This window comes from Flagellimonas marinaquae (genome assembly GCF_023716465.1).
In the GTDB taxonomy this organism is placed as follows: domain Bacteria; phylum Bacteroidota; class Bacteroidia; order Flavobacteriales; family Flavobacteriaceae; genus Flagellimonas; species Flagellimonas alginolytica.
In genome coordinates this window covers 1,570,347-1,584,641 of the sequence record NZ_CP092415.1, presented here as the reverse complement: position 1 = coordinate 1,584,641, position 14,295 = coordinate 1,570,347, and the positions used below count along the sequence as shown (strand labels likewise).

Genomic DNA, 14,295 nt, shown 5'->3' with positions numbered 1-14,295 from the left:
TTTACTGACTGTTAAACTACCTACCCCTTTAAATAGTTTTGATAGGACTGTCCGGTTTCTAAATAATTTTTCAAGGTGGGCGACTTTAGGTCTTTATCAGAAAGTAACAAGTTCTTAGAATCGATTTTCCATTCTATGCCTAAATCGATATCCCGATAGACTATACCTCCCTCTGCACTTTTATTATAATAATTATCACATTTATATAAAACTCTTGCGAATTCGCTCAAAGTTAAAAAACCATGTGCAAATCCTCTTGGTACAAACAGTTGTCTTTTATCCTCATTGTCCAGTTCAATGGATAAATGCTCGCCAAAAGTAGGGGAATTTTTACGTAAATCGACCACTACATCCTGAATTTTTCCATCCAATACGGAAACCAACTTGGCCTGGGCATGTTCGCCTTTTTGAAAATGCAGTCCTCTTAACACTCCCTTTTTGGAATAGGACTGATTATCTTGTACAAAATTCACCTCTTGCCCAATGGCTTTACAAAATTCTCTATGATTAAAACTCTCGAAAAAATAACCTCGGTCATCCTTAAAGATTGTAGGTTCGATTACAAAACATCCTTTTAACTTGGTCTCCGTCGCCTTTATCATCCCTCTTTCTTCAAAATACCCAATAAACGTTCACCGTAGCCGCTCTTTATTAAGGGCTTGGCCAATTCTTTAAACTGATCTGCATTTATATATCCCATTTCAAATGCTGCCACTTCTATAGATCCAACCACAAATCCTTGGCGTTCCTCGATTACTTCTATAAACTGGGAAGCCTGCATTAGGGCCTGAAAGGTTCCTGTATCCAACCAGGCAGTGCCCCTGTCCAAAATACTTACGCTCAGTTTTCCTCTTTCTAGATACGCCCTGTTTACATCAGTGATTTCCAATTCGCCCCTTTTGCTGGGCTCAATGTTTTTGGCAATGTCCACGACTTCGTTGTCATAAAAATAAATGCCCGGTACTACGTAGTTGGATTTGGGTTGCTTGGGCTTTTCTTCGATACTAATTGCCTTGCCATTCTCATCGAACTCCACAACCCCATATCTTTGTGGGTCGTTTACGCGATAGGCATAAACAATGCCGCCCTCGGGATTATTGTTGCTCTGCAATAACTTGGACAATCCCGCTCCATAAAAAATATTATCGCCCAAAATAAGTGCCACCTTATCATCCCCTATAAACTCTTCCCCAATAATAAATGCTTCCGCCAGCCCGTTGGGTGAATCTTGGGCCGCATAGAAAAATGAGCAACCATATTTGTGGCCATTGCCCAACAATTCTTTAAAAAGTGGAAGGTCTTTGGGTGTGGAAATAATCAATATTTCCTCTATTCCTGCATACATAAGGGTAGACAAGGGGTAATAGATCATCGGCTTATCGTAAATGGGCATCAACTGTTTGCTCACCGATAAGGTAAGTGGGTGCAATCTACTGCCTGTTCCTCCTGCCAATACGATTCCCTTCATCCTATTTATGCTTGATATTGCTTTTTATAATATTCCAAGTAGTCTCCCGAAGTAACATGGTCTAGCCATTCCTTATTATCAAAATACCACTCTATTGTTAGCTCCAAACCTTCTTCAAATGTTACCGATGGTTCCCACCCTAATTCTTTATTAATTTTCGAGGCATCGATGGCATATCTTAGGTCGTGTCCTGGACGATCCTTTACAAAGCTTATGAGCTTTGCCGAAGTGCCTGCCTGCCTGTCCAATTTTTTATCCATTAATCTGCACAATAATTGGGTCAGTTCAATATTCTTCCACTCATTAAAGCCGCCAATATTGTATGTTTCCCCCTTTTTTCCTTGATGGAACACCAAGTCTATGGCCTGGGCGTGATCTTTTACAAAAAGCCAATCCCGAGTATAGTTGCCATCACCATAAACGGGCAATGGTTTTTTTTGAATGATATTGTTGATGAAGAGAGGAACCAACTTTTCTGGAAATTGGTTTGGCCCATAGTTGTTGGAACAATTGGAAATTACAAAAGGAAGGCCATACGTTTCCCCATATGCCCTTACAAAATGGTCCGAACTTGCTTTAGAGGCCGAATAAGGGGAATTGGGAGCATATGCTGTAGATTCCTTGAAAAAACCATGACTTCCCAAACTACCATAGACCTCATCGGTGCTGATATGATAAAACACAAACCCTGGATTATTCCGGAACAACCCCAAGGATGCATTCAGCAAATTAACGGTTCCAAAAACATTGGTCCTTACAAACGACAACGGGTCTGTGATCGAACGATCTACATGGGACTCTGCCGCCAAATGGATCACACCATCAAAATGATGTTTGGAAAAAAGCTTGTTTACAAAGTCCGTATCGGTAATATCTCCTTTGATGAAGGTATAATTGTCCGCGTCTTCAATATCTTTAAGGTTTTCCAAATTTCCTGCATAGGTCAGGGCATCCAAATTGAAAACTTGATAGTTTTCGTATTCGGAAACGAATCGCCTAACCACATGTGAGCCTATAAACCCGGCACCGCCGGTAATAAGAATGTTTTTGGAAATATTGTGCTCCATTAATATATGCTTAAAGCCCCTTAGGTTCTAATTATGTAGCAGCGAGTACACTATTCCTAGGTCTCCTTGCTAAGGTACGATAATTCCTGTCCAAAATAAGGTTGGCGGTTTCCTCCAAACCGTTTTCCTTGAGTATTTGTTGTGCAAAACCATACCAAGTTGTAGGCTCCCCATCGGTATAGTGATAGGTTCCAAATGGCCTTTCTCCACAAACAATTTCATTTAAAATATAGTTGGCCAGGGCATCCGAATTGGTCGGGCATCCTTTCTGAGCATCTGTAATTCGCAATTCCTCTCCCGCCTTTGCCTTGTTCAAAATGGTACGGTAAAAGTTATGTCCATGTTTTTTATTGTACAACCAGGATGTCCGAACAATAAAATGGTTGGGTATTATTATTTGAATAAACTGCTCTCCTTTTAATTTGGATGCTCCATAAACATTGATCGGGTTGGGCCTATCGCCTACCAGATAAGGGCCTTCCTTTTCTCCATCAAAAACATAGTCTGTGGAAATATGTATCAATGTAACGTTATGGTCATTACAAAGCTCTGCTATATTTTTTGCTCCCTCGGCATTAATCTTAAATGCCAAATCAGGATGTTTTTCGGCCTGTTCTACATGGGTGTATGCCGCACAGTTGATACAATAGCTATACGTGCTTTGGTGAATTACCTTGGTCAGATCTTCCTTGTTGGCAATATCAAGTTCATTAGAGGCTTTAAAATCGAAATCCAGGTTTGGAAAACCTTGTGCCGCATGCATCAAGGAAAGCCCTAATTGTCCTTTGGAGCCCGTAACCAAGATTTTAGACATTTTGATGGAAAAACTAAGTGTTAAACTTCTATCTGTGAAGCTTTCTTGTTGAGATATTTAAGGAATGATAACAAAAAGAACAATCCTACTAACAACATGGGCAATAATATAATTTTCTTGCCAAAGAAAGCCTTGGTGACCCGATGAGGTTTGCCAAAGTTAATTATACTTATTGTGTTCGAGAATTCCTTGAGCTCTTTTTGCTTATCTTCAATGTCTTCAATTAACCTTGTTTTAAGGCTGAGTAAACTTGAGACATTCAGGTTATCTTCATTTTGCAATATGAGTTTTCCGCTCTCAAATGTTTTGCTCGAGCCGTTAAATTTTGAAGAATATCCTTTTATAATAGTATCAATCTGTCCAATTAAGACTTTATTCTGATTTATTCTTGAAATTGAATTCTCTGTATGGACTGCTAAAAGTTCTTTAAAATAAGTATTTGAGTTAATAAACTTCATTATTTTTTCTGCAACAATTGCCCCTGAAGGATTCTTATATTTAAAAGTGACCTTGTGATTTAATTCGGAGTTTTTTAGAAGTTCATCGCGCAATACATCTGCTACTAAGTCTGTATTTTGAAATTTTTGAAGCGTCTCCAGATACTCCAATTCTTTTTCTTTTGAATTTTCTGTATCTTTTTTTGTAGGCTCTATTGTTACTTGAAAGCCTTTTACTTCTTCCAACGTCACCCCTAATTCATCCAAAAAAGTTTTGTTTTCGGATTTAAGGTTTATATCAATTTCATCTATTACATCATACAAATAGTCTTTACTGTCCAGGTTGGGCCTAACGATTACATCCAACTGCATTTTTTCAGAAGTAATAAATTTTAATCCATATCCGATTGCCCCACCTAGTACAAACAAAGCCGCGAGAATTATTGCGTTTTTCTTTAAATATAGAAAAACGCGCAAAAAGAAAATTCCAAGTTTATTGAACCATTTTCCAATCATTTGGAACAATTGCCCCAAATCTATTTCGTCTGAACTATTCTGATTTACTGGTTGGTCCGCCATTTTTTATGTATTGAATATTTGTTTAAGAATTCTGTCCGTAATCAAGTAAGTGGGTTTAACGCCTGTAGTGCCCAGTCCGCCAGAAGCCAAGGTACTCCCAGTTTCCAAGGGGTTGTCCGATGCGTAATAGGCATAGCGCACCTTAACTTCTTTGTTTATGCTTTTTCGTATTTGAGAAGCCGATTGTATAGCTTTTTGATAATGTACACCCTCCATTTCCAATCCGATCACGTTCCAAGTGGACTCGTGGAAAAACTGGAGTATGTCCCTGTTCTGAAGCGAGGTTCCCAACACTGTGACCATGGTTCCTTCCATTACTTTTAATCCATGTCCCTTAAAATCAGAGGCGCAGAGTTCGTTGTTAAAGGGGTAATTGTCCGCAGTTCCTTCGAAAATATGGGCGGATGGAATCATTAAATCTCCTTTGCCTCCTTCCAGAATTCCGGCCTTGCCCATAATGGAGACAGAATCCACATTCAAAAAAATCTTTTCACCATCCTCTTCCAAGGGCTTCAACAGTTCATCTATGGTTTCGTATGCTTGTTCCCCAAAGGCATAATCCATTACGAATATAACCGGTTTTTCGTCCTCGGAGATACCCTCCGGCAAATTGTAACAGCAGCTTTCCCCACCAAACTTTGCAGTATCAAATATTTGGACATCGATATTGGCCCCGGATTCATCGTCCAAGAAAATCATCCCATTGCTCTGTGCCAGTTCCTTTACTTTTTGGTTCAGCGATTTGTGTTTTTCGGAACCCAATGCTACATAAATGTCCAGGGAATCGTTGTCCGGAAATTCTTCGGCCAATGCCTTTTTGGCAAAAAGGGAATTCATTACACTGTGCATATTGGCACTGATGATATGCAATGGCCTATGTATTAAATTGTTCTGCTTTAAGGTGTTCTTTATTTTGTTGGCCCACTTTTCCCCATGAATGTGGTGCCCTAACCGTTCGCGCAACAACGGACTAAATGTAATGGTTCTTTTATTGCCAGTTGTTTCTTCCTCAATGGCCAATTTGCCCAACCAGTACATCACATTTAAAAAACGGTCTGGATCTTTCTGGGTTTTTAGCTTGTTCTGAATATCAACTACCTCATCAAAGGTTCTGCCCAAGATATTGGCACAATGTATCAGGGCCACTTCTCTTTCTTCATTATCTTTTTCCTCGCTCAGTACAAACTCGGTAAGTTTGTCCCAATCTCTAATGGTTGCATTCCCATCGTCCACCAAAACTCTTTTGGAAATTTTTCCGGACTCAATGAACAAGAAGGTAAGGTGGGTCAAAATATCGTAAATATCACTACGTCCCCGGGTTATTTCTATGTTCATCTGTTCGTCGTCAATGCGGTAACAGTTTCGTCTTCTTTTTGGGGGAACAATAGGTTTTAAATGCGATTTGGCGAAGCCTTCATCCGAGGTAAGGTTAATAAATCGACATTCCTCAATGCCTTCTGGAAGACGTTCCAATACATAGATCAATCCGTTGAGCTCTGCCTTTTCCTCGGCAATTGTACCATATATTTCGGGCCTGAGCAGCAAAAGTGCACTGCGGAGGGCGTTTCCCGAAACGCCCGATGGTTTATAAAAACCGCGATTGAGCAAATGGCGCATGGTAATGTACAAGCGTTCGATCGCATTGGTAGATTCCTGTGCCCTGGTAGTCTGTTTTACTTCTGTTGCCATCATATCTTCTGGCAAAAATAAGTGAATTCCTATGAAAGTTAAACTGTTATGAGTCAACTAATTTTAAAGGACTGTAATCCGTCCGCCACTTTTCTGTCGTTCGCAAGTCGCTGAACCTTGTTCTGCCCGCCAAGTTTACCAATGGATTTCATGTAATCCTGAAAGCCATTTGTTTTGACACTACTAATTTTTAAGGGTTGAAGGATATGTCCATCGATCAAGTCGAGATAGTAACTGTTCTGCTTTTTCATACTTGCCTCAATAATTCCGGCAAATTTTACTCGGTCAGTTGGTTCCCTTTCAAATTCAATGAACCATTCGTGATACGGGAGTTCCCCTTCTGGCGGATTGGTCTGTGGGGCAACGGTAAATTCGTTTACAAGGGCATCGGTCTGTTCCACTGCCAATCGAAGGGCTTCTTCCACTTCTTTGGCAATTACATGCTCACCAAAAGCGGAGATAAAGTGTTTTATACGGCCGGAAACCACAATTTTATACGGGTCTTTGGAAATAAACCGAATGGTATCCCCAAGGTTATAGCCCCAAAGCCCCGCATTGGTAGATATTACCATGGCATAGTCCACACCCAGCTCAACCTCGGCAATGGTCAACCGTCTTGGGTTTTCGTCGAAAAACTCGTCGGCCCTTACAAATTCATAAAAAACACCCGCATCCAACAACAGCAACATTCCTTTTTCCCTTTGGGAATTCTGATAGGCAAAAAAACCTTCGCTAGCGGGGAACAGTTCAATGCTGTCCACTTTTCTGCCGATCAGGTTTTCGAATTTTGCACGGTATGGTTCATAATTTACGCCTCCATAAATAAACAGTTGGAATTCTTTAAAAAGCTCCCCTACTTTTTTGCCCGTTTTTGCATTCAGCTTTTCAAAATACATTTGGACCCAAGAGGGAATGCCCGCTATAACGGTCATACTCTCCTCTTCGGTTTCCTCTACAATCTTGTCCACCTTTGTTTCCCAATCCTCGATACAATTGGTCTCCCAACTGGGCAAGCGGTTTTTTTGAAGGTAATTGGGAACGTAATGTGCCGATATGCCCGATAATCTTCCCAATTTTATGCCGTTCTTTTCCTCCAACATGGGGCTGCCCTGAAGAAAAATCATTCTGCCGTCCACAAAATCCGCATTACCGGTTTCGTGGATGTAATTGAGTATGGCATTTCGAGAGGCTTCTACCTGATTTTTAATTGATGGTCTGGTGATGGGAATATATTTGGCACCAGATGTTGTCCCGGAAGTTTTGGCAAAATATATGGGTTTCCCGGGCCAGAGCACATCGCTTTTACCATCAAGAATTTGCTGAACATAGCCTTTGAGCTCTTCATAATCCCTAATAGGAACTCTTTCCGTAAATTCTTGATGTGATTTAATGGTGTCAAAGCCATGGTCCCTGCCAAAAACAGTGTTCTTGGCTTCGGTTATCAATTGGTTAAAAACCTTTTGTTGGGTCTTAACGGGCTGTTTTACCCATTTATCGGTCTTTTTTGCAATTCGATTCGCAAATATTTTAGCTGCAAATGCTTTTAAGGACATCTAATTGAAATCAATATAGTTTTGTGGGTCCACTGGTTTGCCTTTTCTCCAAAGTTCAAAGTGTAGGTGTGGTCCTGTAGTAAGCTCTCCTGTATTTCCTATTGAAGCTATTACCTCGCCTGCCTTTACCATATCGCCTTGAGCTTTGCTCAACGAGCCGTTATGTTTGTACACCGATGTAATGCCTTCTTGGTGTTCCACGATGATCACATACCCTGTTTCGGTGGTCCATTCCGCAAAAAGAACGGTGCCGTCCGCAATTGCTTTGACCGGTGTATCTCTTGGCGCTACCAAATCCACAGCATAGTGCTTTGTTTTTGGGTCGAACCCTTGGGTCAAAGTACCGTTAACGGGAGAAAAGAAAAGTGTTCCAAGGTTTTCCACATCCCTTTCAAAAAGATTGTACTTGTCTTCCAATTCCACTTCTTCACGCAAAAGCAAATCTTCGCGTATGGGTGTCAGGTCTACTGTGGAGGGGTCCAATTTGTACTGTTCGAACAGGGAGTCCCTATTCGTCTGGTTATTCTCGATATCGCCGCGCAGTACTTTTCTAACATTGTCCAAGTACTTATTTGTATAGTTAAGAACAGTGACCAAAGAATCTGTTTTATAGGTAAGTTCCGTAGCCTGTCTCTTTAATTTTGTTGAGGAGTATCCCGGGATATATTCTCGAAGGGGCGTAAAGGCAATGATCAATGTCGTGAGCCCTATCAATACAATTATAAATAAGGTTCCGGTAACAAAAACATTGAGCCGATTGAGTTTAAACGAAATTTTCTCCTCAAAGGTGCTTTCATTAAGAATTACCAAGCGATACTTGTGCAGTAGCTTACGTTTTATCTCCTTTCTTTTCTTTTTGTCCTTTGCCATGGTCAACAAAGATAGTCTTAGATTTTAATATGGATGTTAAGCTTTTTAAAAAGCTACGCTGCTTACAAGTCTAAAAATCAGTTTTAAATCCTAAATTTCGTTAATCGAATATTCTCTTCCACTTCTTTTTAGTACCTTTACCTTTCTAAATTAAAGGTTTTTGAAGATATGATTGCTCAAACTATATTACTTGGAATGTTGGGCCCTTGGCAGATTGTCCTGATTGTTGCCGTGGTAGTTTTGCTTTTCGGAGGCAGAAAAATTCCGGAACTTATGAGAGGGCTTGGTAGCGGCATCAAAGAATTTAAGGACGCGACCAAAGAAGACGAGAAACTGGAAGGCGGAAAAAACGAATCTAATTCCTAAACGGATTTTTTGGGCGTTGAAACGCACTGGTTTTTAATTGGTTTTCGACCAACGACCACATATTTTAAGGTTTCAATGTCGATATTTCAGCCTTTCACAACAAAAAATTATCCCCCCAATTACCTTATCCTATTTTAGCGGTTACAACTAAACTGTTAGGCTTGCATGCTTAACCTCCAAATGAGCCTTTTTTGTTCATTTGTGCAGACGGAGTGGTAATGAAAAGATTGATCTTGCTTTTTTTCTTCTCATGCTTCCTAGGGTCAAATGCCCAGGAGCTTGCCCTTTCCAATATTGGAGAGGATACTTTGTTGTCCGATACACTGATGGACAATAACAGCGATGAATCCCCAAGTGAATTTGTAAAATACCTCGACGGGCTCAATAATAAAAAGCTCAATAAATACCTTGGTAAAAAAGGAGTGGCCGAAAAACTGGTCCAAAGAGGCAATTCGTACTTTAACAAAATGTGGTATGCCGAAGCTGCCCGCATTTTTGATATTGTCCTCGAAAAAACCGATACAAAGCACACCTACGAAATACTTTCCAAAGCTGGCGATTCCCATTATTACACCGGTAATCTGGAAAAATCGTACAAGTGGTACAATGAGCTGTTCACATTATACGAAGATGAAATAAATACAGACACCTTTTTTAAATATACCCAAACCCTAAAGGGAACGGGAAAATATCTTAGAGCGGCAGCTTTGACCAAAATATTGAGACAAAAAAGGAACGAGCCCCTGAACGAACTGGAATCGTTAAACACCAATACTTGGAAAGGCGCAACACAAGTGACGATCAAGAATTTGGATATTAACTCCAAGTATTCCGATTTTTCGCCCATGTTCCATAATGATTCGGATATCGTATATGCTTCCGCAAAAGATTCTTCCATTTTGACCACACGTCGTTATCGCTGGACCAACCAGCCTTTTCTTGATCTATATGTATCGAAAAAGAAAAATGATGATGGTGATCTATTGCCGCCCAAAAAATTCTCCAAGAAAATCAATACAAAATACCATGAGGCATCATCTGCCTTTTCTCCTGACCAAAAAACCATCTATTTTACCAGAAACAACTATGGTAAACGATTGAAGCGAGGCAAAAATGGTATTAACCACCTCAAGATCTATCGCTCACAAAACATAGATGGCCAATGGACCAGCGCAGAAGAACTTCCCTTTAATAGTGAAGATTATTCAACGGGACACCCTACGGTAAGTCCGGATGGCAAAAAATTGTATTTTGTTTCCGATATGCCCGGCGGTTTTGGTGAAACGGACATCTATGTGGTGGATATTCTAGAAAACGGTGCGTTTTCCGAGCCCAAAAACCTGGGTAGGACAATCAACTCGGATACAAAGGAAATGTTCCCGTACGTAACGGAAAACAGTCTTTATTTCTCGTCCAACAGACCAATGGGATATGGCGGGCTAGATGTTTACAAATCCGATGGTTCCGATGAGACTTTTGCAGGCGCGATGAATTTGGGCGAGCCCATTAACAGTAATAGGGACGATTTTTCGTATATCGTGGACGCCTCTAGTGGGAAGGGCTATTTTGCATCTAACCGAAAAGGAGGCAAAGGTGATGACGATATTTATTCCTTTGCATACACTCCAAACCTAAATGCGATCACAGGGGTTCTGGAAGATTTGGCATCAGGTGAAGCATTGCCGAGCGCTACCGTATTACTATTGCAAGGAAATAGAATGATAAATGAAACAACCGTAGATGAAATGGGCCACTATTCCTTTCCCAACCTAAACCCAACTACCAATTATATGGTGGTGGCGAAAAAGGAGGGGTACCTAAACGATAGTCTTGCGATACAAACCGCCGATAACAAAAATATAGTGGTGACCCAAAAGCTGAAGGCAGAGATCAAACAATCCGCAGCAGAGGCCATTGTTAAAACATTTGAACCCAAAAATGTTTATTTCAGCTTTGATAGCTACGAAATAACCCCGAGTTCCGCACAAGAATTGGATAAACTGATTACTGTGCTAAAATCGAACAAAGGGCTATCCTTAAAGATTGAATCCCATACCGATGCTATTGGTTCCAAGGCTTACAATAAATATCTTTCCGAGAAGCGGGCCAAGTCTACCAAAGACTATATGGTTTCGCAAGGTATAGACCCGAGCCGAATTATTAGCACCTCTGGATTTGGTGAAGACCGTTTATTGAACAATTGTGGAGATAGCCAATCCTGTCCTCCTGGTCAGCACCGTTTAAACAGAAGGTCGGAGTTTATCCTAATTGCCGAATAAGCTCTTACAGGCCTTAAAACTGTGTTTATCCGACTTAAAAACACAGAACTTCTACTGTTTATCGATGAAATTGATCGTATAGCCGATCAGGGCAATATGTAGTTTATCGATCAAAAGCACAATCTTACGGATTTAACACTTTTCACAACAGCATTCACCCCTTTTTTCCTGCGTTTCATCCCTTTGTTTTCGGTTCTCACCTTCGTAGTCGAATCTTTGACATGTCTTTAAATCTTAAAATCAAGCTTATGAAAAAATTAGTACTCGTCAAAGAAATCTATATGGATGCGTTCCGCAACTTGGGGCACATCATCGTGGAAAAATACTTTAAAATATTTGCCTGGTTCAGCTTTGTCATGTTCTTTATTGTGCTTTATGCCTTTATTTACAGGATAGCAACAGGCTTTGCGTTTGATTAATCAGCCTAAGTTTTAAAGAACGAAAAAGCCCAGGCAATGTGCACTGGGCTTTTTTGATATTTGAATTTGGTTGTTCCTATCCTTTTGGAGGATCGGAATCAAACTTTATGGTCTTTAAAATGGCTTCCAGCTCGAACATGTAGTCTCTTTTTGCTTCGGACGGAGCAAAAGTAAATCCCTCGATAATCATTTTTCTATCGTTCTCCTTATCGTTGATGATGTAGGTTAAGAACGGACCCGCCATTGGGTAACCATGTATTTCCCAAACGCCTTTTACCTCAGCCGCTTTTTTGCCACCTATTTCTGCAGGAAAAACATAAGGGGCAAAAGCTTTTTCCGTAATCATATACGTGTTTTCATACGGGCCGGGAATAAAGCTTTTTCCAATGGAATCCCTCATTCTTACAATATCCTCCACAAAGGTAGAGTCGTTATTAAAATAGTCCCATGGCATCTCATAAGCAATAATGTTCATGGTTCCTTTTGGGATTTGAATGTCCATCCAAACAAATTTGTTTTCCCTTCTGCCCACTTTGTAAAGCGAGGGCACGTTGAGTTGTATTCCGAACTCTTCTTCCAGTGCTTTGTCCTTGCTCAAGGAACGCTCAAATCGCTTCTGGGCCTCGGCAATCTCGTTTGCTTTGAATTCTTTTATTGCCCTATCGGCCAACGAATCCAGGTTTTTGATCAACACCTCTTCTGTAGGCCCGGTTACAACGGCTACTTTTTGAGGTTTTGAATATGCATCGTTTTTAATGTGGGCCAAGGAGGTAGAGTCTTGCTCCACATACAACAGTGATCGGGAATGGGTGGTTGTTCCCTTAAACACTTTTGGTGGTATCTGGGTTAGGCTGAACTTTGGTTCTATTTGCGGTAATCCTACAATCTGGGCCGCAAACTCTTCCCTTATTTTTTCGCCAACTGGGCCTCGCCAGAGTTCAGTATCCATAACTACCATTAAGGAGTTGATCCCTCCTGTGGATGGCGGTAAAAACCTTTCTTTTGATCCCGAGCTGTTACAAGCTCCCAATGCCAGCAATACGGTGACAATAAATAGTGTTCCTAATTTTTTCATCTTGTGTTAAATTTACGAAGAACAATCGCACAATTTTAGTTTTGTGCCCGGTTTTAGATTATTACCGCTAATACCGTTCCATTCTCGCAAATTTTCGATGGAAACACCCGGGTATTTTTTGGAAATGGTCCAAAGGGAATCCCCAGATCTTACTGTGTGGATTTTTGAGCCGTCCGCTACCTTTCCATTTGACTTGGAACTACTGCTATTGCTGCTTTTTTTAGCGATATACGGTTTTCTTGGAAAAATAGTTAAGCGCTGTCCGACCCTTAAATTATTGCTCCTAAGTCCGTTCCATCTTTTTATTTGGCTTACACCAACCCCATAGCGCTCCGCTATCTTGCCTAGATAATCCCCACTTTTTACACGATATCTTATTTGATCCTGTGCCTTGATCATACTGGGCAATGGTTTCTCCATGGAATCCAATTCCTTTTTGGCATAGGCATAGATTTCTTCCTCGTTGGAGACAAATTTTCCAATTTTTGAAACCGGCAGACGGAGTGCATAATTCTTCCCTTCGACTTTTGGGATAATATTCAATTTATAGGCCGGGTTCAACATTTCCAGCTCCTCTTTACCTATATCCACCAATTTGGATATTTGATCAAACGTAATCAGGTTTTTTACATGAACCGTGTCGGTTTCAAAATAAGCGCGTTCTGCTCTTTTATATTGTAGCCCATGTTCCTCCGCATATTCAAAAATGTACATGGTAGCCAAAAATGCAGGGAGGTATCCTGCTGTTTCACGTGGAAGAAACGGTCGGATGTTCCAATAGTTCTCATATCCCCCGGAGCGCCTTATGGCCTTATTTACATTTCCGGGTCCCGAGTTATAGGCCGCAAGGGCCAAATCCCAATCCCCGAAAATATCATACAATCTGGACAAGTACTTGCTCGCCGCTTTGGTGGCCATGATCGGATCATGCCTCTCATCAACATAACTGCTCACATCCAGCCCATACATTTTTCCGGTGCTGTACATAAATTGCCACAGGCCCTTTGCCCCAACCCTGGACCTTGCCTTGGGATTGAGTGCGGACTCAACAATTGCCAAATATTTTATTTCCAAAGGAATGTTCTGGTTGTCCAGTTCTTGTTCAAACAGTGGAAAATAAAACTGGCTGGCGGTCATCATCCGTTGCATTAAGTCCCTCCTTCGTGTTAAAAAGGATTTGATAACGCTTTCCAACGATGGGTTGTATGAGATGTTGAAGGGTGTTTTTTCATCCATTCGGGCTAAACGGGCCTTTAGTGTATCGGTGGGCAAATCCAGTAAAACAGCCGGCTCTTGTTCCGGTGCACTTTGGATTTCCAACAACATATCACTGAATAGCTCAGCGTTACTGTGAAGCTCTTTGAGCCAAAGGCTATCGTATCTCCATGCCTCTTCCAGATCGCGCAGTCTAAATTTGCCGTCCTCTTGCGTTTCAAGAGCCATCAATTGCCCATCTATTTTGATGTTTGATACGGCAATGGTGGCATTTTCACTCTCCTGATCCTTGGTTGAATCTCCATCAACATTCTGCTGATCATCCACTTGTTGTGCTGCCATATTCGAAGCTACGCAAAGAATGGCCGCAAAAACAGCTTTTTTAATTTTCTGGTTCATTTGGACAAGGTTTGATTTTTTTTGGGGCGAACTAAATTGGCTTTTTTTTCTGAAATACTAAAGCC

General features: G+C 40.9%; 13 protein-coding genes. 3 read left to right on the top strand and 10 right to left on the bottom strand.

Going from position 1 to position 14,295, the window contains the following annotated elements:
- Positions 1 to 20: 20 nt before the first annotated feature.
- The 8 genes from rfbC to MJO53_RS07075 form a co-directional block, all read right to left on the bottom strand.
- Positions 21 to 599 (bottom strand): dTDP-4-dehydrorhamnose 3,5-epimerase, encoded by a 579-nt coding sequence (gene rfbC, locus MJO53_RS07110; RefSeq protein WP_252081225.1) that lies wholly within the window; start codon positions 597 to 599, stop codon positions 21 to 23.
- Complete coding sequence (gene rfbA / locus MJO53_RS07105) at positions 599 to 1,468, bottom strand: glucose-1-phosphate thymidylyltransferase RfbA (protein WP_252081021.1); 870 nt, start codon at positions 1,466 to 1,468, stop codon at positions 599 to 601. The genes rfbC and rfbA overlap by 1 nt, the downstream gene beginning before the upstream one ends.
- A gap of 5 nt (positions 1,469 to 1,473) precedes the next feature.
- Entirely contained in the window at positions 1,474 to 2,535 is a 1,062-nt protein-coding gene (gene rfbB / locus MJO53_RS07100; protein WP_252081020.1) for a dTDP-glucose 4,6-dehydratase, read from the bottom strand.
- 31 nt (positions 2,536 to 2,566) lie between these two features.
- On the bottom strand, positions 2,567 to 3,349 hold the full coding sequence (rfbD, locus tag MJO53_RS07095; RefSeq protein ID WP_252081019.1) for a dTDP-4-dehydrorhamnose reductase: 783 nt from the start codon (positions 3,347 to 3,349) through the stop codon (positions 2,567 to 2,569).
- 20 nt (positions 3,350 to 3,369) lie between these two features.
- Positions 3,370 to 4,302 carry a hypothetical protein gene (locus MJO53_RS07090; RefSeq protein ID WP_252081018.1) on the bottom strand — a complete coding sequence of 311 codons (933 nt, stop codon included), beginning with the start codon at positions 4,300 to 4,302 and terminating at the stop codon, positions 3,370 to 3,372.
- Between the two features lie 66 nt (positions 4,303 to 4,368).
- Entirely contained in the window at positions 4,369 to 6,057 is a 1,689-nt protein-coding gene (locus MJO53_RS07085) for a DUF6909 family protein (protein ID WP_224835955.1), read from the bottom strand.
- 50 nt (positions 6,058 to 6,107) lie between these two features.
- A complete protein-coding gene (locus MJO53_RS07080; RefSeq protein WP_252081017.1) occupies positions 6,108 to 7,607 on the bottom strand; it encodes a GH3 auxin-responsive promoter family protein in 1,500 nt (499 codons plus the stop codon).
- A complete protein-coding gene (locus tag MJO53_RS07075) occupies positions 7,608 to 8,477 on the bottom strand; it encodes a M23 family metallopeptidase (RefSeq protein WP_224835957.1) in 870 nt (289 codons plus the stop codon).
- 168 nt (positions 8,478 to 8,645) lie between these two features.
- Between MJO53_RS07075 and tatA the strand changes: the two genes are divergently transcribed.
- The 3 genes from tatA (at position 8,646) to MJO53_RS07055 (ending at position 11,541) form a co-directional block, all read left to right on the top strand.
- Positions 8,646 to 8,843, top strand: a complete 198-nt coding sequence (gene tatA, locus MJO53_RS07070) for a twin-arginine translocase TatA/TatE family subunit (protein ID WP_286037776.1) — start codon at positions 8,646 to 8,648, stop codon at positions 8,841 to 8,843.
- Between the two features lie 218 nt (positions 8,844 to 9,061).
- Positions 9,062 to 11,122 (top strand): OmpA family protein, encoded by a 2,061-nt coding sequence (locus MJO53_RS16935; protein WP_286037775.1) that lies wholly within the window; start codon positions 9,062 to 9,064, stop codon positions 11,120 to 11,122.
- Positions 11,123 to 11,370: 248 nt separating this feature from the next.
- Entirely contained in the window at positions 11,371 to 11,541 is a 171-nt protein-coding gene (locus MJO53_RS07055) for a DUF6747 family protein (protein WP_224835958.1), read from the top strand.
- A 76-nt stretch (positions 11,542 to 11,617) separates the two neighbouring features.
- On the opposite strand, the gene MJO53_RS07050 is transcribed toward MJO53_RS07055, so the two are convergent.
- Both MJO53_RS07050 and MJO53_RS07045 read right to left on the bottom strand, forming a co-directional pair.
- The gene (locus tag MJO53_RS07050) at positions 11,618 to 12,616 is read right to left on the bottom strand and encodes a DUF4837 family protein (RefSeq protein ID WP_252081016.1); all 999 of its coding nucleotides are present in this window, start codon (positions 12,614 to 12,616) and stop codon (positions 11,618 to 11,620) included.
- 12 nt (positions 12,617 to 12,628) lie between these two features.
- Positions 12,629 to 14,230 carry a lytic transglycosylase domain-containing protein gene (locus MJO53_RS07045; RefSeq protein ID WP_252081015.1) on the bottom strand — a complete coding sequence of 534 codons (1,602 nt, stop codon included), beginning with the start codon at positions 14,228 to 14,230 and terminating at the stop codon, positions 12,629 to 12,631.
- Positions 14,231 to 14,295 lie beyond the last annotated feature (65 nt).

Coding starts and splice junctions, on each gene's coding strand:
- rfbA (WP_252081021.1), bottom strand. CDS start 1,468: ATGAAGGGAATCGTATTGGCAGGAGGAACAGGCAGTAGATTGCACCCA.
- rfbB (WP_252081020.1), bottom strand. CDS start 2,535: ATGGAGCACAATATTTCCAAAAACATTCTTATTACCGGCGGTGCCGGG.
- rfbD (WP_252081019.1), bottom strand. CDS start 3,349: ATGTCTAAAATCTTGGTTACGGGCTCCAAAGGACAATTAGGGCTTTCC.
- MJO53_RS07090 (WP_252081018.1), bottom strand. CDS start 4,302: ATGATTGGAAAATGGTTCAATAAACTTGGAATTTTCTTTTTGCGCGTT.
- MJO53_RS07085 (WP_224835955.1), bottom strand. CDS start 6,057: ATGATGGCAACAGAAGTAAAACAGACTACCAGGGCACAGGAATCTACC.
- MJO53_RS07080 (WP_252081017.1), bottom strand. CDS start 7,607: ATGTCCTTAAAAGCATTTGCAGCTAAAATATTTGCGAATCGAATTGCA.
- MJO53_RS07075 (WP_224835957.1), bottom strand. CDS start 8,477: ATGGCAAAGGACAAAAAGAAAAGAAAGGAGATAAAACGTAAGCTACTG.
- tatA (WP_286037776.1), top strand. CDS start 8,646: ATGATTGCTCAAACTATATTACTTGGAATGTTGGGCCCTTGGCAGATT.
- MJO53_RS16935 (WP_286037775.1), top strand. CDS start 9,062: ATGAAAAGATTGATCTTGCTTTTTTTCTTCTCATGCTTCCTAGGGTCA.
- MJO53_RS07055 (WP_224835958.1), top strand. CDS start 11,371: ATGAAAAAATTAGTACTCGTCAAAGAAATCTATATGGATGCGTTCCGC.
- MJO53_RS07050 (WP_252081016.1), bottom strand. CDS start 12,616: ATGAAAAAATTAGGAACACTATTTATTGTCACCGTATTGCTGGCATTG.
- MJO53_RS07045 (WP_252081015.1), bottom strand. CDS start 14,230: ATGAACCAGAAAATTAAAAAAGCTGTTTTTGCGGCCATTCTTTGCGTA.